The organism is Streptomyces sp. NPDC028711 (genome assembly GCF_055565415.1).
Map to the genome: position 1 here is coordinate 23787 of NZ_JBVHUJ010000019.1, position 22004 is coordinate 45790.

Below are 22004 nucleotides of genomic sequence, written 5' to 3' on the forward strand. Positions count from 1 at the left end.
CGGCGCGGTCCTGGGGCGGGCGGCGGGCATGCCGAACCGCCGCTCGGCGCGGGGACCGGGCGGCGGGGGAACGGTGGGACGGTGTGCGGGCGGGCCTCAGGGGCGCGGCCAGGGGCGCCCCTCCAGGCGCTCGATGTCACGGTTGAAGCGTTCGAGGAAGGCGGCGAATCGGGCCACGTCCTCGGGTGACCAGTGCTCCATGACCCGCTCGAGTCCCTCGATGTTCGAAGTCCGGTCGGCCTCCAGGCGGCGCTCGCCCTCCTCGGTGATGCGGAACTTGCGGGCGATGCCGCCCTCGGGGTCGGGGATGCGCTCCACGACCCCGGCGCGCAGCATGGCCGCCGTCTGACGGTTGAGGGTGGAGGCGTCGAGGCCGAAGGCCTCGCTGAGCTGCCCGATGGACATCGGCCCGTGCACCTTGACCCGACTCAGGAGGACGTACGCGCTGCGGTCGAGGTGACCGCCGGCGGCGCGGGAGCGGGGCGCGTACAGGTGGGCGTGCCGGCCGAGCAGCATGGTCTCGAACTCGACCAGATGAGTGGGCTTGTCCACGGGCTTCTCCATGGCTCCATTCTCCCCCGTGGGCGATCGCTGTGCAGCATGCACAAGTTGTGTATTCCGCAATCAATGTGCATGATGCATAAAGCTGCGCATGGCGAACCATGACGCACCCCACGCACGACCGAGGGAGAACTCGTGGACGGCTCCAAGCCCGACGCCCGGCCCGGAGGCGTCGTCGGCGTCCTCGCGCTCGCCGGCATCGTGGCCGCACTGATGCAGACCCTGGTGGTGCCGCTCATCGGCGACCTCCCGAAGCTCCTTGACACCACCGCGTCCAACGCCTCCTGGGTGATCACCGCCACTCTGCTCGCGGGCGCCGTCGCCACCCCGGTGGCCGGCCGGCTCGGCGACACCCTCGGCAAGCGGCGGGTCCTCCTGGTCTCCGTGATCCCGCTGATCGCCGGCTCGGTGGTCTGCGCGCTCGCCTCCTCGGTCGTCCCCATGATCGTCGGGCGCGGCCTCCAGGGCCTCGGCATGGGGGTCGTACCACTCGGCATCAGCCTGCTCCGCGACATCCTCCCGGCCGAGCGGCTCGGCGGGTCCATCGCCCTGATGAGCGCCTCCATGGGCGTCGGCGGCGCCCTCGGCCTGCCGTTCTCCGCCGCCGTCGCCGAGAACGCCAGCTGGCGCGTGCTCTTCTGGGTCGCCGCCGGAATGAGCGTCCTCGTGGGCGTCCTCATCTGGCGCGTCGTCCCCGCGGGCCGCCGCACCCCGGCCGCCGGCCGCTTCGACGTCCCCGGTGCGCTCGGCCTGGGCGTCGGGCTCGTCGCGCTGCTGCTCGCCGTCTCCAAGGGCGCGACCTGGGGCTGGGGCAGCGGCACCACCCTCGGCCTCTTCGCCCTCGCCGCCGTCGTCCTGCTCGGCTGGGGCGCCTGGGAGCTGCGTACCCCCGAGCCCCTCGTCGACCTGCGGGTCACCGCCCGTCCGGTCGTCCTGCTGACCAACGCGGCGTCGGTCCTCGTCGGATTCGCCATGTACGCGCAGTCCCTCGTCGTCCCCCAGCTGTTCCAGCTGCCCGAGGCCACCGGCTACGGACTGGGCCAGTCGATGATGGCCATGGGCCTGTGGATGGCCCCCGCGGGACTGATGATGATGGTCCTCGCCCCGCTCGGCGCGAAGCTCTCCGCCGCGCGCGGCCCGAAGGTCACGCTTTCCGTCGGCGCCCTCGTCATCGCCGCCGGCTACGGCTCCTCGCTCGCCCTGATGGGCTCCACCGGCGGCCTGCTGGTCGTCACGCTCATCTGCAACACCGGCTTCGGGCTTGCCTACGGCGCCATGCCGGCGCTCATCATGGGCGCGGTCCCGCAGGAGGAGACCGCGTCGGCCAACAGCTTCAACACCCTGATGCGCTCCATCGGCACCTCCGTCTCGGCCGCCGTGATCGGCGTCGTCCTCGCCCAGATGACCACGACGCTGGGCGGCCACGCCCTGCCGTCCGAGGACGGCTTCCGCGTCGCCATGCTCATCGGCTGCGGGGTCGGCCTGGTGGCCGCGGTGGTCGCCGCCCTCATCCCCGCCAAGGCCGCCGCCGCCTCGTCGGACGACCCGGCGGACACGGGCCGCGGGACCGCCCCGCGCACGCCTTCCGGGGTCAGCGCCTGACCGTCCGGGGGACCGGGGCGCGCCCGGGAGCAGACAGGCCCGGCCCCGCACCGGCCCAGGCCTTGCGGTCCTCGGCCGGTGCGGGCGCGGGGGAGACACGTCCGGGCCCGCACCGGTCCACCGCTCAGACCTTGCCGTCCTCCGCCGCCTCCAGCGTGAAGAGCGCCCCGTCCGGGTCCCGTACCACCACCGTCCTGCGCCCCTCGGCCTCGTCCGGACCGCGTACGCCACCCCAGTCGTCGCCCGGCACCTCCGACCCGCCGTGCGCGAGGACCGCGGCCGTCGCCGCCTCCGGATCGGGCACCCGGAACCGCACCAGCCAGCGCGGCCGCAGCTGCGGCCGGGGCGAGCCGGACTCGACAGGACCGCTGTTCAGCCGGGCGACGGCCTCGCCGTCCCGCCGCAGCACCACCTTGTCCTGCTCGTACGACACCTCGAAGCGGCCCGGACCCTCGTCGGCCCAGCGGAGCACCTCGCCGTAGAACACGGCCGCCTCGAAGGCGTCCCGCGTGTGCAGCTCCAGCCAGGCGGGCGCCGAGTGCTCGCCGATGTGCCAGGGGGTCTCCGTCCGCCCCTCCCACACACCGAAAGCCGCACCCTCCCGGTCGGTCGCGAACGCCGCGCGTCCCCGGGGCGGATAGGCGACCGGCCCCACGCCGACGGTGCCGCCGCGCTCCCTGATCCGCGCCACGGCCGTGTCGGCGTCGTCCACGGCGAAGAACGCCGTCCAGGACACCGGTACGGAGAGCTCGGCCGCGACGGCCGCGATCCCGGCGACGGGCACCCCGTCCAGCTCACCGACCGCGTACTCCCGCTCTCCGCCGCCCCGCCGGAACGTCCAGCCCAGCACGGCCCCGTAGAAGCGCTCGGCCGCGTCCAGATCGTGCGCGTTCAGACTCAGCCAGCACGGTGCTCCCACCTCCTCCCCGGTTGTCGGCCCCGACACCGGCACCACCTCCTCGTCGTCCTGTCACGCTGCGTGCGTCGTGCGCCCCTTCCCCATCCCGCCGCCCTCCATGCGCGCGTTCACCCACGTGCCGCCGATGACCACACGCCCGGGTGCGCCGACCGCCCCCGAGAACGGCCCGGCGGAGGCACGCCGCCCGACCGCACCTGCCGGGCCGGACGCCGTGGCCGCCGCGCCGCCTCCCGTACGGGACACCTCAGCCGGCCCGCTCCCCGACCTCCTGGCGGAGGGCGACGGAGAGGTGGTGGTGGAGGGCGCCGAGGACCGGCTCGCCGGGGTCGAACAGGCCGGTGGCGAGCTTCCAGTAACGCTGGATCACGGGCCCCTCGCCCCGCGCGAGCACAGGGACGAGCCCCCGCCGGAAGTCCGGGGAGTCCGCTGACCCGAGTGCCCCGGCGTAGGCCGCGACGAAACAGTCCAGGGCCCCGCCGTCCTGCGGGGCGCGCCCGGCCCGTACCTCCCTGAACGCCAGCCCGTACGCCTCCGCAAGCCCCTCGTACAGCACCGCGGGACGGTACTCCCCGTCCGGCAGCGGCGGCGCGGGCCGCGACTCCGGACGGTCGAGGCGGGGATCGGACACGAGCGCGTGCAGCCGCGCGAAGTCAAGGACCTTCCCGGGGGTCGGCTCCGCCGGGACCCCCGGCACGACCGAGTCGAGGACAAGGGACACCACCCGCCGCGGCAGCCGTACCGGCAGCATCCGGCGCCAGAACCGGGCGAGCGCCGCCGTGTCGGGCGGCACGGACACCGCACCGATCAGCCGCAGCCGGTCGGCGCGCTCACCGGCCGGGCAGTCCTGGACGAGCCGCAGCGAGGCCTCCCGCCAGCGGAGCGCGGCCAGTCGGGAACCCACCTCCCGCAGCTGCCCCGAGACGACCTCCTCCAGGGCCTCGTCCCGTTCCAGCGCCCGCTCCACCTCCGCGACGGGCAGGTCGAGGGCGCGCAGGGACCGGATCAACCGGAGCCGCTCCAGGGCCTGCGGACCGTACCGGCGATGCCCGCCGGAACTGCGGCCCTCCTCGGGCAGCAGACCCCGGTCCGAGTAGTAGCGCACCGTCTTCACGGTGGCACCCGCCCGCTCGGCGAGCTCCCCGATGCTCCACAGCCCGTCGGACACCACGACGTGATCCTCCCCCTGGTCGACTCCAGTCTGGAGCACGGCCGCTCCCGCACGCCCTCCGGGTGCGCCGGTGACGTGTCCCCGTACTTGAACCTCCTCCAAGGGGAGTTCCTAGCGTGTCGGCGAGGCGTTCCCAGGAGTGGCGAGGAGACGATCATGACGGCGTATGTGCTGGTGCCGGGCGCGTTCACCGGTGGCTGGGTGTGGGAGCAGGTGGCCGCCAGGCTGCGGGAGGCGGGAGCGGAGGCGTATCCCGTGACCCTGACCGGGCTGGGGGAGCGACGGGACGAGGCCGGGCCCGGCACCGGTCCCGAGATCCATGTCGAGGACCTGCTGCGGCTCATCGACACCATCGCGGACCCCCGGCTCGTCCTCGTCGGGCACGGCTACGGGCTCCACCCCGTCCTCGCCGCCGCCGACCGGCGCCCAGGACGGGTCGCCCGGATCGTCTCCGTCGACACGGGTCTGCCGCAGGGCGGCGAGGCCGCCGAACGGTCCCTGCCCGACCCCGACGTGCGGGCGCGACTCGCGGACCGAGCCGGTGACGACGGATGGGTCGCGCCCCCGGAGCCGGGCGGCTGGCCCCGCTGGGGCAGCATCGAAGGCGTCCCCGCCGGGGCTCTTGAACGGCTTGAGCGCCTCGCCGCGCCCCAGCCGGCGCGCACCCTCACCCAGCCGTTCCGGCTGACCGGACCGGCCGCCGCCCTGCCGACCACCGGCGTCCTGTGCACCGCCAACGGCTCGTCCATCGACCTGGTGCAGATGCTCGTGGAATCCGGGCCACCGCAGTTCCGGGCGCTCGCCGACGAACGGATGCGCTTCTTCGAACTCGGCACCGGGCACTGGCCGATGCTGTCCGCACCCGAGGAGCTGGCCGAGGTGCTGCGCGCGGCGGCGACGGGGGAGGGCCACCGGGTGACCGCCCCGGAGCGCGCCCCGGGACACGAGCGGCCGACGCACCTCCTGCCGTTCCTCCTCGACGTACCCGAGGTGCCGCGCGAGCGCCACGGGCGGGTCGACCTCCATCTGCCGGACGCCCAACGGCCCAGGCCCGCCGTCGTGTTCGTCCACGGCGGCCCCGTCGCCCCCGACCAGCTGCCCACCCCGCGGGACACGCCGTTCTTGCTCGGATACGGCCGCTACGCGGCGGCCCTGGGCGCGGTCGGCGTGACCCTGGACCACCGGCTGCACGGCCTCGCGGACTATGCGCGGGCCGCCGAGGACCTCGCCGAGGCCGTCGCGCTCGTCCGCGCCCACCCACGCGTCGACGCGGAGCGGATCGCGCTCTGGTTCTTCTCCACCGGCGGGCTGCTCACGGCGGACTGGCTCGCCGCGCCGCCGCCCTGGCTGCGGTGCCTGGCCGCCGGCTACCCCGCTCTGGCGCCGCTGCCCGGCTGGGCGGGCGTGGAGCCCCGCTTCCGTCCCGTCGACGCCGTCGGCACGGCCGAGGGACCGCCGGTCGTGCTGACCCGGGCGGGCCGTGAGCACCCCGCCTTCGCGGCGACGGTCGAGGAGTTCCTGACCGCCGCCGGGAAGAAGGGAGCCGCCGTCGAGGTCGTCGACGTTCCGCACGGTCACCACAGTTTCGAACTGGTCGACCCCACCGACGAGTCCCGCGCCGCCGTGGAACGGGCGATGCGCTCCGTCCTCACCCACCTGGGGAGCACGGAGAGGCAGGACCGGGACCGCTGAGGGGCCGGCGGCGGGGTGCCGGACAGCCGGCGGCGTCGAAGAGGCGGCGAGACCGTTCGCGCGGGAGGGCCGTTTACACGTCAAAGGCGTTGACGTAAGGTCCCGGCCATGTCCGCACGCGTGGTCCCCGAAGGCAGCCGGCAGCGCCGCCGCCCCACCAAGCAGGGAGCCGTCCTCTCGGAGCAGCTGATCGTCGACACGGCGCTCCGTCTGGTCGCCCGGCACGGCGCGGAGGCGCTCTCGGTACGGCGCCTCGGCGCCGCGCTCGGCGCCGACCCGAGCGCCCTGTACCGCTACTTCCGCAACACCGACGCCCTGCTCCTGGCCCTCGCGGACGAACTCGTCGGCCGCGCGCAGGAGGGCTGGACGGCGACGGGGGACTGGCGCGAGGACCTCCGCTCCATGGGCCTGCGGATCCACGCCTGCTACCTGTCGCACCCGCAGGCCGCCGTCCTCGCCGCGTACCGCACCACCGGCCGCCCCCACGAGACCCGCGCCGTCGAGCGGATCCTCGGCATCCTCCGCACGGCGGGCTTCCCCGACCCGCTCGCGGTGCGCGCCTACCACGCCTTCGTCGACCAGGCCCTCGCCTTCGCCGCCCAGGACGCCGCCGCGCTCGCCCTGCCGCAGGCGGCCCGGGAGGCGGACGAGGCGGTCTGGCACGCGGTGTACGGCAGGCTGCCCCCGGAGAGCCACCCGCACATCGCCGCGACCTTCCCGCTGCTCGCCGCCGACATGAGCGGCAGCGGCTACCCCTTCGCCCTGGAACTCCTGCTCGCCGCGCTGACGGCACAACACCCGGCGACGACGGGCGACACGAGCCCGGCCTGATCGGCACGTCGCCCCCAAGACCTCTCCGCTAGGGATGCGAGAACACCCCGACCATCCGGGTGTCCGGGTTGCTGCTCATGCCGACGATCGCGCCTCCGTCCGCGCGGTTGGCACGGGCGTGCGCGCCCGCGTAGCCCTCGTCCGTGAGGAAGATGCCCAGGGCCGCGATCCAGTCGTCCACGGTGCCGGTCGCCGGGTCGTACACAGGCTCGGGCCGGGGCACCACGCGCTCCTGCGCCACGTACCCCCCGCGCTCGGCGGCGAAGGCCAGCGCCTCGGCCCACTCGCTGTCGGTGCGCTCCCAGCCGACGAAGGTGTCAAGACCGCCGTAGCCGGCGCCCGGTTTGAGGATCAGCCGTTCCCTGCGCTCCCGGCAGAGGTCGATGACAGCGGCGGGAGGGGAGGCGTGGAGCGTACGGCTCCACGGCAGGACCCGGTCGATCAGGGCCCGCTCCCCGGCGTCGAAGGAGGCGTGGTGGCGCGGGTCGGTGAGCAGCGCGAGGGCGCTCTTGTGGGAGTAGAGGCCGCTCTCCAGCGAGGTGAACAGCACGGTCCTGCCCGCCTCGTGCGCACGGAAGAAGGGTTCCGCCACGTCCGGGCCTCCGGGATCGTCGAGCAGCTGGCTCGCCCCGAAGTTCCGCAGCACCAGGTCCAGCGGGGTGCCCCGCAGGGTGAGTTTGCCGTCCGGCCGTGTGCGGACCTCGCCGATCTCGCCGATCCGCAGGTCGAGCCCCTGCTCGGCCATCGCCTCCACCGTCGCCCGCATCAGCCTCCCGTACGGGGCGACGCCGCCGCGCCCCTCGATGAGCCCGATCACCGGCTCCGCGTCCCCGGACAGCGCCGGCTCGGCCCGGTCCCGCAGGACGGCGGCCGTCCGCGCGGCGATGTCCACGTGGTCGAGCCGGTGCTCGCGCGCGAAGGCGGCGAACTCCGGCACCCGCAGAAGACATTCGTTGAACACGGCCATGTCGACCCCGCCCACCTCGCTGCCGAGGTTGAACTCCAGGAGCCTGAACGACGTGCCGTCGTGGTACGCGTCCGCGCGGCCCATCTTGGCGGGCACGCCCGACCCGCCCCGGCGCAGCAGCGCCGCGAGCGCGGGCCCGATCCCGAGGGCCGCCGCGTACCGCTCGCGGTCACCGTCGAAGAGCCGCAGCGGGAGCGAGACGAGGAGGTCGAACAGCCCCTCCAGGTCCCGGGCGAACGCGGCCGTCTCCGAAGCCCGTACGAACCAGGGCCGGGGCAACAGGTGCGGGCGCCAGGCCTCCGCGAAGGCCGGCGGAAGCGCGGCCCGCGCCACCGCCCCGGCGAGCCCGCCGTTCCCGCGCAGACACTCGTCCACGTACGTGCGGCCCAGCTCGGTCATCGCCTCGCTCGCTTCACTGAAGAGATGCGGATACGCGTGCGGAACGGCGAGCACACTACCGCGAGGCCCACGGACGCGCCGGAGAACCCGGACAACCCGGAGAACCGCACCTGGCATGGGCCGCGCGGTGCCGGACCAACGGTGCCGGGGTCCTGACGCCCCGCCGCGTTAGCGGAACGTCAGTGAGACGTGAGTGACGCGAGGGACAGTGGTGTCCGTCCGCAGGGAGAACCGGCTGGTACCCGCCGCTACAGACGGACGACCAGCCGACACCGGTCGCACAGACCGGACTCGGGGCGGGCCGTGGGGGCCCGCCCCGAGTCCACGGCCGTCCGGCACGGTCCGACCGAGGACCCGCCGACAACGGGAGCGCCCGCGTTCAGCTGGTGGCCGTCACGATCGTGACGGCCGTGACCGCGACCATCGCCGCCTGCATGTCGCGGATCGCCCGCCGTACACCCTCCGCCGCCCACTCGCCGGCCGTGAGCTCCTCGAGGCGCGGCGCGATCTCCTTGCGCGGTACGTCGGGGAAGGCGAGGCGGTGCAGCTTCGCCCCGTGGATCAGGGCGAGGAGGCCCGTGGTGCGGGCGCTGTGGCTGGTGCCTTCGAGGAGGACCGCGCCGAGCCTGGCCCGCAGTTCGCGCTCGACGGCGCCGTCCGCCTCCGGGTAGCGGGTGACGGGGAAGAGCCCGAGGACCCTGTGCTGCTCCTCGCGCACCAGACCGCGCTCGCGCAGGCTCTCGACGGTGGCCTTCACGGCCTTGCCGTGGTCCTTCGTCAGCCACTCGGTGACCTTCGGAGCCCTGCTCTTCCTCCCGCACCAGTCGGTGAGCCGCCGCAGCCGCTCGTCGAGGAGGGGGACCTCGGTGGGCGTCGCGTCCGTCACCCGCACGCGGCCGTCGTCGACCGACACGCGTCCGGCCAGGACGAGATCGAGCAGGATGCCGCCCGCGACGGCCCACGCGGCGGACTGCCGTTCCTTCGCCGCCCCGGACTCGTCGTCCAGCGACAGCAGCATGATCTCCTCCGCGAGCGTGACCGCCACCCGATACCCCCGACCTTCCGCATGTGCCCGTCCTCGGCGCCCGGCATCCGCCGGCACCCTTGCCCCAGAGGACGGCCGAAGCGGGCCGTTGGTTCCCGAAGCCGGACCGGCGACCCCCGCGACCTGCGCCGACCCGCCCGGCCGGGGGCTTCCGGCCGATGCGTGACGGCTTTGGTCTGGACCGCTGGGGGCGGGGGCGTCAAGCTCTCGGTATGGACTTGGAGTTGCGGCACCTCAAGACGATCCGGGCCATCGCGGACGCGGGGAGCCTCACACGTGCCGCGACCGCGCTCGGGCTCGCGCAGCCCGCGCTCAGCGCCCAGCTCAAGCGGATCGAACGGGCCCTGGGAGGCCTCCTGTTCGAGCGGGGACGGGAGGGCGTGCGGGCCACGGCACTCGGGGACCTGGTCCTCGAACGCGCCCGCGTGGTCCTGCCCGCCGTCTGCGAGCTGCAGGAGGAGGCAGTGCGCTTCGCACGCGACGGCGCGGCGGGCTACCGGCTCGGCGGTACCCACGGACCGCTGCTCGGAGGCCTCGTCGACCGGATCGCGCGCACCGACCCCGGAGCGCAGGTCACCACGTACACCTCCTGGTCGGAGCGTGAGATCGCCGGCGGGGTCGCCGGCGGGCGGCTCGACTTCGCCCTCGTCGGGGTCTGCGGGGAGAGCGGTCCGCCCGAGGCCGGACGCCTCGCGTGGACGGAGGTGGCCCGCGACCCGGTGTACGTGATGCTGGCCGCCGACCACCCGCTCGCGCCCCGCACCGAGATCGACCTGGCCGAACTCGCGGCGGAGGCCTGGACCGACGTACCCGGCGACGGCTGCTTCGGCGACTGCTTCGCCGCCGCCTGTGTCCGGGCCGGGTTCACCCCGGCCTGCGTGTACGAGACGGACACCGCCTCCTGTGTGCACCTGGTGCGGGTCGGCCGGGCCGTCGGCCTCTGCCGGGCCACCTTTCCCGTCACCCCGGGCCTCGTCACCCGCCCCCTCGCCGGTACTCCGCTCGTCTGGCGGCACCTGCTGGGCTGGCATCCCGAGGGGCGCGCGGCCGGGCGGGCGGCCACCGTGCTCGGTCACATCCGGGCCGCGCACGCCGAGGCGCTGGCCGCGAGCGCCGGGCGGACACCCGCCCCGGTGCGGGAGAGCGACCCGTGGTGACGGCACCCGCTCCCGACCGTCGGAAACACCCGGCCTGACGCGACGGCAGGGACGGTGGCATCCGCTGCGTGACGCCACGGCAGGAAGGGGAGCACCCACGGCATAACACGATGGCAGGGGCCGACCGGCAACTGCCGCACGCTCCTCGGTCTCCCTACGGTTCCAGCAGACCCCCACCGAGAACCGATCACCGAGGAGACACCCCATGCTCCGACGACACGCCCGTACGGCGTGTACCGCCCTCGTCGCCGCCGGAATGGCGCTGACCGGACTCCAGGCCGGCTCCGCCGCCGCTGCCCCGGACGACCAGGGCACGCACCGCACCGCGACCGTCAGGACCGCCGCCCAGACCCTCGGCGCCGATGCCGCCCGGCCCGAACTGCTCGACGCCATGCGGCGCGACCTGGGACTCACCCACTCCCAGGCCCTGACCCGCCTCGCCAACGAGGCCGAGGCCGGCGCCACCGCCGCGCGGCTCCGCCAGGATCTGGGCCGTGCCTTCGCCGGCGCCTGGGTCGACGGCGCCGAGGCCGGCACCCTGACCGTGGCCACCACCCGCGCCGCCGACGCGGCCGCGATACGGGCCTCGGGCGCGCGGGCCAGGATCGTGACGCACGGTCTGACCGCCCTGGAGCGGGCGAAGGAGACCCTGGACTGGTCCGCCGGCACCGACGCGCCCGTTCGCTACGTCGACGTGCGCGCCAACGTCCTGGTCGTCGAGGAGACGAGGGCGGGGGCCGGCGAGCGGCTCGTCGAGACCGCCGGGGTCCCCCGTGACCTGGTCCGCGTCGTCCGGACCGCACAGGCGCCCCGCCCGCTGTACGACATCAGGGGCGGCGACGCGTACTACATGGGAGGCGGCGGCCGCTGCTCGGTCGGCTTCGCGGTCACGCGGGGCACCACCCAGGGCTTCGCCACCGCCGGCCACTGCGGCCGCGCCGGCACCACCACCAGCGGGTTCAACCAGGTGGCCCAGGGCAGCTTCCAGGGCTCCGTCTTCCCCGGCAAGGACATGGCCTGGGTCGCCGCCAACACCAACTGGACCTCCACCCCGTACGTGAAGGGCGCGGGCGGCGCGAACGTCCAGGTGACCGGCTCGGTCCTGCAGCCCGTCGGCTCGTCCGTCTGCCGCTCGGGATCGACCACCGGCTGGCACTGCGGCACCGTGCAGCAGCACAACACCAGCGTCACCTACCCCGAGGGCACCATCTCCGGCGTCACCCGTACGACGGTCTGCGCCGAGCCCGGCGACTCCGGAGGCTCGTACATCTCCGGCAGCCAGGCCCAGGGCGTGACCTCCGGCGGTTCCGGCAACTGCTCCAGCGGCGGCACGACCTACTTCCAGCCGCTGAACCCGCTGCTGCAGAACTACGGCCTGACTCTGAGGACCACCGGCGTCGACCCGGGCCCCGGCCCCGGCGAACCGGAGCCGGGCGGCACCTGGGCGGCCGGCAAGGTCTACGCGGCCGGTGACGTCGTCACCTACGGCGGCGCGAGCTACCGCTGCCTCCAGGGCCACCAGGCCCAGACCGGCTGGGAACCGTCCAACGTGCCGGCGCTCTGGCAGCGCCTGTGACCGCTGACCGGCCGATGGTCCGGGCCGGTCGGTGAAAGGGGGTGCCGCGAACCCGTGGGGGGAGTCGCGGCACTCCTTCGGATTCCCCGTAGGATCACCGCGAGCATGATCATCATCGGGAATTCGCGGGGGAGTCGGCACATGAGCAGGTTCAGGACAGTCGTGGCAGCGGTCGTTCTGATGTCCGCGGTGGCGGGCTGTGGATCCGGCGAGCCGGCGGACACGAAGCCGCCGGGCGCGAAGACTCCGGCCGGGAAGGCGTCGGCCGGACAGCCGTCGGCCGGTGCGGAGGAGGGGACTTCGCCGCCCGCCACGGGCAGGCTCGCCCCCGACCCCGGCACCCGCTACACCACCATCGCCGTGCCGACGCTCGAAGGACAGGTCTGCGACGAGGGCGACGGCGGCTTCCGCTACGGCAGCGGCCTCGACATGAGCGTCACCGGCGACGACGGTCTCAAGGAGATCGAGGGCGACGAGGACGCCGCCGACGAGGTGTCCTGCTTCGGCAGCCCGCGCAACATCCTCCGCAAGGGCACCATCTCGGCCTCGGCGCCCACCTTCACGGCGAGGACCAACCTGTACGAGAAGGTGGCGGACCCCACCGCCGCGCTGAACAGGATCTTCGACGAGTCGGTGGACCTCGCGACGGGCTACGGCCGCGACTTCACCGGCGAACCCCTGACCGTCACGAGCGGCACCCTCATCGTGAAGTGCCGGCAGAACGTCACCGACACCTTCCCCATGACCACGTGCTTCTGGGCGAACTACGGGGCGGCCGGGGTGGTGGACTTCTTCCCGGCGAGCGACCAGTACGTGCCCCTCGAGTCGGCCGCCCCCTGGACCCAGGACTTCGTCGCGAGCGCCCTGCGCACGTAGGACCCGCCCCACACGGCCCGCCCCACACGACCGCCCCGTACGGCCGCTCAGGCCTCCGCGAGCCCTCCCCGCGCGATGACCTCCGCGTACCAGCGGGCGCTGTCCTTGAGTGTCCTGCGCTGCGTCGCGAAGTCCACGTGCACGATGCCGAACCGCTTGCTGTAGCCGTACGCCCACTCGAAGTTGTCCAGGAGTGACCACAGGAAGTACCCCCGGACGTCCGCGCCGTCCGCGAGGGCCCGGTGCACCGCCGTCAGATGCGCGTGGAGGTACGCCACCCGCTCGGGGTCCTTCACCTGGCCCGAGGGGTCGGCGTAGTCCTCGTACGCCGCGCCGTTCTCGGTGATCACCAGCGGTACGCCCGGAAGTTCGTCCCGCAGCCGGACGAGGAGTTCGTGCAGACCGGTGGCGTCCACCGGCCAGTCCATCGCGGTGCGCGGACCGGGCGCGGGCTCGAACCGGACGTGCCGCTCCGCGCCCGCCCACGGCGACGGCGACTCGGAGGTGCCCGCCGCGACGACGGACGGGGAGTAGTAGTTGATGCCGAGCGAGTCGAGCGGCGCCGCCGCCGTCGCCAGGTCGCCGTCCCGCACGAACGACCAGTCCGTCACCGAGGCCGTGTCGCGGACCAGGTCCTCGGGGAGCCGGCCGTGGAAGACCGGGTCGAGGAAGATCCGGTTGCCGACCGCGTCGATCCGGCGGGCCGCGTCCACGTCCTCGGGGGCCGCCGAGAGGGCCCGTACGGCGTGGAGGTTGAGGGTCAGGGACACCTCCGCCGAGCCGGGCAGCGCCCCGCGCAGCGCCCGCGCCCCGAGCCCGTGCGCCAGGTTGAGGTGGTGGGCGGCGCGCAGCGCGGCGAGGTCGCTGGTGCGCCCCGGGGCGTGGACGCCGTTGCCGTAGCCGAGGAAGGCCGCGCACCAGGGCTCGTTGAGCGTGGTCCAGGTCGCCACCCGGTCGCCGAGGGCGTCCGCCATGATGCCCGCGTACTCGGCGAAGCGGTACGCGGTCTCCCGGTGCGGCCAGCCGCCCGCGTCCTCGAGCTCCTGGGGCAGGTCCCAGTGGTAGAGCGTCGCCACGGGCCGGATGCCGGCGTCCAGGAGCCGGTCGACGAGACGCCCGTAGAAGTCCAGGCCCTTGCGGACGGCGGGGCCGCGCCCGGTGGGCTGGACCCGGGGCCAGGCGACCGAGAAGCGGTAGTCGGTGACGCCGAGCCGCTTCATCAGCGCGACGTCCTCGTCGACCCGGTGGTAGTGGTCGGCGGCGATGTCACCGGTGTCGCCGTTGCGCACCTTGCCGGGCGTACGGCTGAAGGTGTCCCAGATGGAGGGGGTGCGCCCGTCCTCGGCTGCCGCGCCCTCGATCTGGTAGGCGGCGGTGGCGGTGCCCCAGCGGAAACCCTCGGGGAAGCGGAGGTCGGTCGTCGTGTCGGTGCGGGCGTCGAGCGCGGTCATGGGGTGGGAACTCCCTGGAGTGAGAGACGACGTGAGGGATACGGCGGCGGCGCGTCGGTCAGCCCTTGACGGCGCCCTGCATGATTCCGCCGACGATCTGCCGGCCGAGGAGGCCGAAGACCAGCAGGACGGGCAGGGTGCCGAGCAGCGTGCCCGCCATGATCACGGACTGGTCGTGGACGTAGCCGCCGCCGAGCTGGCGCAGGGCGACCTGGACGGTGGGCTCGGACGAGGTGAGGGCGACGACCGGCCAGAAGAAGTCGTTCCACGCGGCCATGAAGGTGAGCAGGCCGAGCACGGCCATGCCGGGCCGCGCGATCGGCACCACGATCGACCAGAAGATCCTGGCGGTGGAGGCGCCGTCGACCCGGGCGGCCTCGATCAGCCCGTCGGGCAGCGCCTGCACCAGGTACTGGCGCATGAAGAACACCCCGAAGGCGGACACCAGGCCCGGCAGGATCACCGCGTGGAGCTGGTTCACCCAGCCCAGCTCGGCGATCAGCATGAACAGCGGGATCACGCCCAGCTGCGGCGGGATCATCATGGTGCCGACGGTGACCGCGAGGAGCGCGCCCCGGCCCCGGAACCGGAGCTTGGCGAAGGCGAACCCGGCGAGCGTGCAGCACAGCACGGTGCCGAGGGTGATCGAGCCGGAGACGATGAAGGAGTTGAGGAGGGCCTTGCCGATGTCCGCCTCCTCCAGGACCGCCTCGAAGTTGCGGATCAGGTTCGGCCCGGGCAGCAGGGCCGGCGGGACCTTCGCCAGATCGGCGTTGGAGCGGCTCGCGGCGACGATCGTCCAGTAGAACGGGAAGGCGGAGAAGAGCACGGCGACGATCAGGATCGCGTAGGCCAGCGGACCGGCGTGCAGGGTCCGGCCCGCCCGGGAGGCCCCGCGCCGGGGCCCACGCGCGCGTACGGCGGCCGGGGGAGCGGTCGGCGGCTTGGCGGGGCCCCGCGGAGCGGGGACCGGGGCCGGGGCGATCGGCGCGGTCATCGGCCGGCCTCCTTGCGGGAACGGCGGCGCGCGATCAGGGCGTTGGCCCCGACGAGCACCACGATGAGCAGGAACATCACCCAGGCGATGGCGGCGGCCCTGCCCAGGTGGAAGAAGCCCCAGCCCTGCTCGTACATGTACAGGCCGAGCGTCTGGTACTGGTGCGAGATGCCGCCCGAGATGGACCCTTCGAGCAGCAGCGGCTCGCCGAACAGCTGGGTCGCGCCGATCGTCGACACGATGACGGTGAACAGGATCGTGGGCCGCAGGCCCGGCAGCGTGACGTGGAAGAACTGGCGCCACCGCGAGGCGCCGTCCATCGCGGCCGCCTCGTACAGCTCGTTCGGGATGGACTGCATGCCGGCCAGGTAGATCAGCGCGTTGTATCCGGTCCAGCGCCAGACGACGACCGTGGACACGGCGATCTGGGAGGCGACCGTGCCGTTCTGCCAGTCGACGGGGTCGATGCCGACGAGCCCGAGCGCGTAGTTGATCAGGCCGAAGTCGCGGCCGAAGAGCTGGGCGAAGACGAGGGTGGCGGCGGCCACGGAGGTCGCGTACGGCAGCAGGACGGCGGTCCGCAGGAAGGTGCGGCCGCGCATCCGGTAGTTCAGGAGGTGCGCGAGCCCGAGGGCCATGACCAGCTGGGGCACCGTGGAGAGCACACCGATGGTGAAGGTGTTGCGCAGCGACAGCCAGAAGTACTCGTCGCCGAAGAGCGCGGTGTAGTTGCCGAGTCCGCGCCACTCCATGTCGCCGGGCGTCTGGAGCTCCACCCGGTAGAGCGAGACGAAGGCCGTGTAGATCAGCGGGAAGAGACCGAAGGCGGCGAACAGGGTGAAGAACGGGGCGAGGTAGGCGTACGGCGAGAACGTCTGCCAGGCCCGCCGGGCGGACCCCCGCCGCGCGGGCGGCGGGACCGGCTTCGGCGGCGCCGGGGTCTCGGATGCGGTGAGGGTCACGGTGCGGCCCTTCGGAGGGGAACGGGGGGAGGGGGCGAGGGGGCGCCCGGGGGTGGGCGCCCGTCGGGGGTGTCCGGCGCCGGTCAGCCGATCGTGTTCTCCACGCCCTTCTTGGCGTTCGACCAGGCCTTCTCGGGCGAGGTGCCCTTCCGCTCGACCTCGCTCAGCGCGTTCGTGATCTGCTGCGCGATGTTCTGGTCGTGCACGCCCAGCACCTGGACCGGGGCCGCCTTCGCCGCCTCACCGAAGATCTTGCCGATCGGGGCGTTCGAGAAGAACGGGTCCTTCGCGTCGGCGACCTTCGCGATCGCGCCGGTGGCGGAGGGGAAGTTGCCCTGCTTCTCGAAGAGCCTGGTCTGCTGCTCGGGCGCGGTCAGCCACTTGACGAGCTCGTACGCCTCCTTCTTGTGCTTCGCTGCCTTCGGCACCGCCAGGTAGGAGCCGCCCCAGTTGCCCGCGCCGCCGGGCAGCTCGGCGACGTCCCACTTGCCCTTGCCGGCCTCACCGGCCTGGCCCTTGATGTAGCCGAGCATCCACGCGGGGCAGGGGATGGTGGCGAAGGAGCCGGCCGCGAACGCCTGGTTCCACTGCGGGGACCACTGGTCGAGCTTGGCGCTGAGGCCGTCCTGGGCCGCCTTGACGGAGTGCTCCCAGGCCGTGCGCAGGGCGGGGTTGTCCTCCCAGATCAGCTTCCCGGACGCGTCGTAGTACCGCTCCTTCTCCTGCCCGATCATGATCGAGTACAGGCTGCCGACGCTGTCGAGCCAGGCGCTCCTGCCGGGGGCCTTCGCCTTGTACTGCTTCCCGAGCGCCAGGTAGCCGTCCCAGGTGGCCCACTTCTTCGCGAGCTCCTCGCGGTCGGTGGGCAGTCCGGCCTGCTTGAACAGGTCGGTGCGGTAGCACATCGCCTCCGGGCCGACGTCCGTGCCGAGTCCGAGGACCTCGCCGCCCTTGCCGGTGGCGGCCGCCCACTTCGCGGGGGCGAACTGGTCCTTGAGCTCCTCGGCGCCGTACTTCCGCAGGTCCTCGAACCGCTCGGCCTGCTGCTGGGTGACGGAGGCGATCCGGCCGACCTCGATGCCCTGGACGTCGGCGAGGCCCGCGCCGCCGGCAAGCCGGGTCTGGAGCGACTTCCAGTAGTCGGCCTCGTCCTCCGTGTCCGTCTGCTTGATGGTGACGCCGGGGTGGAGCTTCTCGTACTCGGCGTACAGCCCGGCCTCCTTGTATCCGAACGAGCCGAAGAGGTCGACGGTGACCGTGACCTTCCCTCCCGCGCTGTCCGAGGACGAGTCGTCCGTCGATCCGCCGCAGGCGGCGAGCAGGGCCCCGGCGAGCGTGACCGCACCCAGACGGGCGACGGCTCTCTTGGCGGCTCGGGCGATGGGCATGGGAAGCCTCCCTTGGCTCCGGAACGAGCGAGAGCGGCTGAGAGCGCTCTCAAGCGTGCGGGGGGAGCGTGCCTGGGGAGGAGTCCATCCGTCAAGGCTCGAAGGCGTAACGGACGAGTGGAGGCGACAACTCCTCGCTGTGTTCAACCTCTTGACACATGTGTTTCGGCGGTTTTACGTTTCCGGCGATCTGAGAGCGCTCTCTGAGGCTTCTCCGATGCTCGTCGTCCCTCCCCGCACGGTCCTCCGTGCCCCCACTCGTCGCGACGACATGAGGTGCCGTTCATGCCAGCCCCCCGCACCAGGCCGGCCGCCGCGCTGGTCCTGGTCTCCGCCCTCGCCGCCCTGGGACTCGGCCCCGCCGCCGCCCCCGCGGCCGCCGCCCCCGTCCCCACGGGCGCCGGAAGCTACTCCGACACCCGGCCCGCCGGAACCTCCGGCCCCACCACCAACACCGGCGCACCGGTCACCCCCAAGGTCACCCCAGCCGCCCAGGGCAAGCCGGTCCCCACCAACGACTGGTGGTCCTCCCTCGCCTTCCAGCGGTACGGCGACAACCCGTACTCCACCCCCATGTACGGCCACCCGCTCACCTACCAGGCCGTCGCCGGCGGCCTCGAACTCGGCTACCCGACCAGCCCCGCGATCGTCGGCGACGGACGGCAGTACGAGTTCGCCCACAAGCGGGACCTCACCCTCGGCCTCACCGGTCTCAACTCCCCCGACACCAAGGCCGACGCCTGGTCCGACTGGACCGTGACCCCCTACTGGTCCGACGGAGCCCGCACACTGCGGACCACCATCGGCCACGGCATGCCCTTCGTGTACGCCAAGGGCACCGGCGGCGACGCCCGCGTCACCACCGCCACCGCGCCCACCGTCTTCGCCGACCAGGGCAACGTCCTCGGCATCACCGTCGCAGGACACCACTACGCCCTCTTCGCGCCCACCGGCACCGACTGGAACGTCTCCGGCTCCACGATCACCGCGGGCCTCGGCGGCAAGGACTACTTCTCCGTCGCCGTCCTCCCCTCCACCGGCGCGCTCGCGACCTACCGGAAGTACGCCTACAGCTTCGTCACCGGCTCCACCGTGAACTGGAGCTACGACGCCGGCACCGTCCGCGCCTCCTACACCCTCACCACCGAGGCCAAGGAGGGAACCGAGCGCGGCACCCTCCAGGCGCTCTACCGGCACCAGTGGCTGCACACCACCGACCCGCTCACCCCGTACACGTACGTCTCGCCGCGCGGCACGATGAAGGTCCGCGAGGCCGCGACCTTCACCACCACCCAGAAGGCCGCCGCCACCCTGCCCGGCCTGCCGGGCGGCACCGGCGCGGACACCGCCCGGCTGCGCGGCTATCTGAACGAGGTCGCGAACTCCGCCGACCCCTTCTCCGGAGCCGTCGACACCTACTGGACCGGCAAGGCGCTCGGCAAGCTCGCCCAGCTGGTCCCCCTCGCCGAGCAGATCGGTGAGACCGCGCTCCGCGACAAGCTCCTCGGCCAGATCAAGGGCCGTCTCCAGGACTGGTTCACGGCCGGGGGAGCGAGCGAGTTCTCCTACGACGCGGCCTGGAAGACCCTCACCGGATACCCGGCCTCCTACGGCAGCGACACCGAACTCAACGACCACCACTTCCACTACGGCTACTACGTGTACGCCGCCGCGATCGTCGCCCAGTACGACCCGGCCTGGGCGGCCGACTCCGCCTGGGGCGCCATGGTCAAGACCCTGGTCCGTGACACCGCCAACCCCAGCCGCACCGACGCCGCCTACCCCTTCCTCCGTGGCTTCGACGTCTACGCCGGACACAGCTGGGCCAGCGGCCACCAGGGCTTCGCCGCCGGCAACAACCAGGAGTCGTCCTCCGAGTCGACCAACCTCAGCGCCGCCCTCGTCCTCTGGGGCTCGGCCACCGGCAACACCCAGCTCCGCGACCTCGGCACGTATCTGCTGACCACCGAGGGCGAGGCCATCGCCCAGTACTGGTTCGACGCCGACCAGCAGGTCTTCCCGGGCGCCTTCCAGCACGACACCGCCGGCATGGTCTGGGGCAGCGGCGCCGCCTACGCCACCTGGTGGACCGCCAACCCCGAGGAGATCCACGGCATCAACGTCCTCCCCGTGACCGGAGGTTCACTCCACCTCGGCGGCCACAAGGACGCCGTCCGCCGCAACATCGCCGAGATGGAACGCGAGAACGGCGGACCCGCCGTCGAATGGCGTGACATCCTCTGGGAGTTCCAGTCCTTCGCCGACCCCGCCGCTGCCAAGGCCAAGTGGGACGCGGGCCACGCCGGATACACCCCCGAGGCGGGCGAGTCCAAGGCCCACACCTACCACTGGCTCACCGCGCTCGACACGCTCGGCGCGCCGGACGCGACGGTCACCGGATCCGTCCCCACCTCGGCCGTCTTCGCCAAGGGCACCACCCGGACGTACGTGGCCCACAACCACGGGACGACCGCCCGCACGGTCACCTTCTCGGACGGCAAGTCCCTCTCCGTACCGGCGCGTTCCACCGCGACCGGCACCGGAACCGGCGGACCCGGGCCCGACCCGGACCCGGACCCGGAGCCGGGCACCGGCAACACCTTCCAGCTGCGCACCGGCGGCGCGCTCACCACGGCGACCGGCGCCACGGCGGGCAGCGACACCATCGCCTCGGCCCAGGGCGGCAACTACGACGGGGCGCCGAACCGTCCGCTCGTCTACGTGGCCAAGGGCGTCAACGGCACGCTCAGGGCGGGCGGCTCCACCGCCTTCCGCCTCCAGGTCGACGCCGGCACGGCCGTCGGACTCGGTCAGCAGGCCCGGATCAGCTACGACCTCACCGGTGACGGCACCTTCGAACGGACGGAGACGTACCACTACTTCGCGACCGACCCGGTCACCGGCTGGGAGGAGTACGCCCAGTCCCGCGGCCTGAAGTCCGCCACCGGAACGCTCGGCAACCTGAACGGCGGCACGGTCCGCCTGGAGGTCTGGAGCGCCATCGGGAACGGCGACGCACGGCTCCAGACGGGCACGGACCGGTCGGTGGTGGTCATCCCGTACGACTGACGGCCGGCCCTTCGGGGCACGGCGGCGGGCCCGGGTTCCTCCTCACCGGGCCCGCCGTCCCGCGTCCCGTGGTCAGGCCGAGTCGCGGCGGACCAGCGCGGTCGGGGTGATCACGGAGCCCGGGATCTCGGGCCCGGTCCCGTCGAGCCGCCGCATGAGCAGCTTCACCATGAGCCGGCCCATCCCCTCGATGTCCTGGTGCACGGTCGTCAGCGCGGGGGAGGTGCCGCCGACCACCGAGGCCATGTCGTCGAAGCCCACGACCGCCACGTCCTCGGGCACCCGTACGCCCCGCTCCCGCAGGGTCCGCAAGGCACCCGACGCCATCAGGTCGTTGGCGACGAACACCCCGTCGACGTCCGGCCGCCGGTCGAGGAGCTCCGCCATGGCGCGCGCGCCGCTCCCCTCCGTGAAGTCGCCCGGGCACAGCAGCGCCGGGTCCGCGTCGATGAGGACGTCCCGGTAGCCGTGCAGCCGGTCGATCGCCGACGTCTGGTCGGCAGGACCGGAGATGTGGGCGATGCTCCGGCACCCCCGGTCGACCAGGTGCCGCACCGCCTCGCGGGCACCCCCGCGGTTGTCGCAGTCGACGAACGGCACGGCCGGATCGATACCGGGTGCGGGCCGCCCGCCGAGCACCACCGGGATCCGCGCCCCCTCGATCACAGCGGGCAGCGCGTCGTCGCTGTGCAGCGAGAACGCGAGCGCGCCGTCGACATGGCCCCCGCCGAGGTAGCGGGCGATCCGCTCGTGGTCCCCCGGTCCCTCCACCCACAGCAGCACCAGCTGGGCGTCGTGCGCGGTCAGCTCCCGGCTGATGCCCCGGACCTGCTGCTCGAAGAACGGGTCGGAGAAGATCCGGAACTCGGGCTCCGCGATGATCACGGCCACCGCGCCGTTCCGCCGGGTGACCAGCGTCCGAGCGGCGTGGTTGGGCACGTAACCGAGCTCGTCGACGGCCCTGCGCACCTTCTCGACCAGCGGAGGACGCACGCCCGCACCCCCGTTGACGACCCGGGAGGCCGTGGCGCGGGACACGCCGGCGCGAGCGGCGACGGCTTCCAGCGTGGGGCGGGGCCCCGTGGTCTGCTCGGGCAAGGCGGGCGCTCCTCGGCTGGTGCGGGACGTTCTGCGGTCCGGGTGGCTCTGATCGGTTCTGTGGGGCTGTGTGGATCAGGATATCCGCAGCCGCGCGAGCTCTGAGAGCGCTCCCAGAGCGGGTGGCCCCAGCCTCGCGCACGCCTTCTGTGCTAGGGGGTGTCTTGTCGATCAGGCCGGATCAGGGAGCGGCGTCTGGTGCCGTGCCTCGCAAGGCGGAGGAGGGAGGCAACGCGGAGCGTTGTC

The 22004-nt window shown here is 73.4% G+C and carries 17 protein-coding genes; 7 read left to right on the plus strand and 10 right to left on the minus strand.

Going from position 1 to position 22004, the window contains the following annotated elements:
- Positions 1-96: 96 nt before the first annotated feature.
- Positions 97-564: a MarR family winged helix-turn-helix transcriptional regulator gene (locus tag ACZ4VK_RS35530; protein ID WP_468361754.1), complete on the minus strand. Its 468-nt coding sequence runs from the start codon at positions 562-564 to the stop codon at positions 97-99.
- A 132-nt stretch (positions 565-696) separates the two neighbouring features.
- On the opposite strand from ACZ4VK_RS35530, the gene ACZ4VK_RS35535 reads away from it, so the two are divergent.
- Positions 697-2163, plus strand: a complete 1467-nt coding sequence (locus ACZ4VK_RS35535; protein WP_468361757.1) for an MFS transporter — start codon at positions 697-699, stop codon at positions 2161-2163.
- Positions 2164-2287: 124 nt separating this feature from the next.
- Here ACZ4VK_RS35535 and ACZ4VK_RS35540 read toward each other — a convergent pair whose 3' ends face one another.
- Together ACZ4VK_RS35540 and ACZ4VK_RS35545 are read right to left on the minus strand one after the other, a co-directional pair.
- Positions 2288-3118: a VOC family protein gene (locus ACZ4VK_RS35540; protein WP_468361760.1), complete on the minus strand. Its 831-nt coding sequence runs from the start codon at positions 3116-3118 to the stop codon at positions 2288-2290.
- A gap of 208 nt (positions 3119-3326) precedes the next feature.
- Complete coding sequence (locus ACZ4VK_RS35545; protein WP_468361763.1) at positions 3327-4289, minus strand: helix-turn-helix domain-containing protein; 963 nt, start codon at positions 4287-4289, stop codon at positions 3327-3329.
- Positions 4290-4406: 117 nt separating this feature from the next.
- Here ACZ4VK_RS35545 and ACZ4VK_RS35550 point away from each other — a divergent pair, with 117 nt between their 5' ends.
- Positions 4407-5942 (plus strand): alpha/beta fold hydrolase, encoded by a 1536-nt coding sequence (locus tag ACZ4VK_RS35550; RefSeq protein WP_468361766.1) that lies wholly within the window; start codon positions 4407-4409, stop codon positions 5940-5942.
- Positions 5943-6050: 108 nt separating this feature from the next.
- Positions 6051-6773 (plus strand): TetR/AcrR family transcriptional regulator, encoded by a 723-nt coding sequence (locus tag ACZ4VK_RS35555; protein WP_468361769.1) that lies wholly within the window; start codon positions 6051-6053, stop codon positions 6771-6773.
- A gap of 28 nt (positions 6774-6801) precedes the next feature.
- Here ACZ4VK_RS35555 and ACZ4VK_RS35560 read toward each other — a convergent pair whose 3' ends face one another.
- A complete protein-coding gene (locus ACZ4VK_RS35560; RefSeq protein WP_468361772.1) occupies positions 6802-8139 on the minus strand; it encodes a hypothetical protein in 1338 nt (445 codons plus the stop codon).
- A 379-nt stretch (positions 8140-8518) separates the two neighbouring features.
- Entirely contained in the window at positions 8519-9184 is a 666-nt protein-coding gene (locus tag ACZ4VK_RS35565) for a GOLPH3/VPS74 family protein (RefSeq protein ID WP_468361775.1), read from the minus strand.
- Between the two features lie 212 nt (positions 9185-9396).
- On the opposite strand from ACZ4VK_RS35565, the gene ACZ4VK_RS35570 reads away from it, so the two are divergent.
- From ACZ4VK_RS35570 to ACZ4VK_RS35580, 3 genes are all read left to right on the plus strand, one after another.
- Positions 9397-10341 carry a LysR family transcriptional regulator gene (locus tag ACZ4VK_RS35570; protein WP_468361778.1) on the plus strand — a complete coding sequence of 315 codons (945 nt, stop codon included), beginning with the start codon at positions 9397-9399 and terminating at the stop codon, positions 10339-10341.
- 205 nt (positions 10342-10546) lie between these two features.
- Complete coding sequence (locus tag ACZ4VK_RS35575; protein WP_468361781.1) at positions 10547-11917, plus strand: carbohydrate-binding protein; 1371 nt, start codon at positions 10547-10549, stop codon at positions 11915-11917.
- Between the two features lie 141 nt (positions 11918-12058).
- Entirely contained in the window at positions 12059-12793 is a 735-nt protein-coding gene (locus ACZ4VK_RS35580) for a hypothetical protein (protein WP_468361784.1), read from the plus strand.
- 47 nt (positions 12794-12840) lie between these two features.
- Here ACZ4VK_RS35580 and ACZ4VK_RS35585 read toward each other — a convergent pair whose 3' ends face one another.
- The 4 genes from ACZ4VK_RS35585 to ACZ4VK_RS35600 form a co-directional block, all read right to left on the minus strand.
- The gene (locus ACZ4VK_RS35585; RefSeq protein WP_468361787.1) at positions 12841-14244 is read right to left on the minus strand and encodes a GH1 family beta-glucosidase; all 1404 of its coding nucleotides are present in this window, start codon (positions 14242-14244) and stop codon (positions 12841-12843) included.
- A gap of 58 nt (positions 14245-14302) precedes the next feature.
- The gene (locus ACZ4VK_RS35590; RefSeq protein ID WP_468361790.1) at positions 14303-15241 is read right to left on the minus strand and encodes a carbohydrate ABC transporter permease; all 939 of its coding nucleotides are present in this window, start codon (positions 15239-15241) and stop codon (positions 14303-14305) included.
- On the minus strand, positions 15238-16203 hold the full coding sequence (locus ACZ4VK_RS35595) for a carbohydrate ABC transporter permease (RefSeq protein WP_468361793.1): 966 nt from the start codon (positions 16201-16203) through the stop codon (positions 15238-15240). The genes ACZ4VK_RS35590 and ACZ4VK_RS35595 overlap by 4 nt, the downstream gene beginning before the upstream one ends.
- Positions 16204-16286: 83 nt before the next feature.
- On the minus strand, positions 16287-17591 hold the full coding sequence (locus ACZ4VK_RS35600; RefSeq protein ID WP_468361796.1) for an ABC transporter substrate-binding protein: 1305 nt from the start codon (positions 17589-17591) through the stop codon (positions 16287-16289).
- Positions 17592-17876: 285 nt separating this feature from the next.
- On the opposite strand from ACZ4VK_RS35600, the gene ACZ4VK_RS35605 reads away from it, so the two are divergent.
- The gene (locus tag ACZ4VK_RS35605) at positions 17877-20660 is read left to right on the plus strand and encodes a glycosyl hydrolase (RefSeq protein WP_468361799.1); all 2784 of its coding nucleotides are present in this window, start codon (positions 17877-17879) and stop codon (positions 20658-20660) included.
- A gap of 72 nt (positions 20661-20732) precedes the next feature.
- Here ACZ4VK_RS35605 and ACZ4VK_RS35610 read toward each other — a convergent pair whose 3' ends face one another.
- Entirely contained in the window at positions 20733-21758 is a 1026-nt protein-coding gene (locus ACZ4VK_RS35610) for a LacI family DNA-binding transcriptional regulator (protein WP_468361802.1), read from the minus strand.
- Positions 21759-22004: the final 246 nt, after the last annotated feature.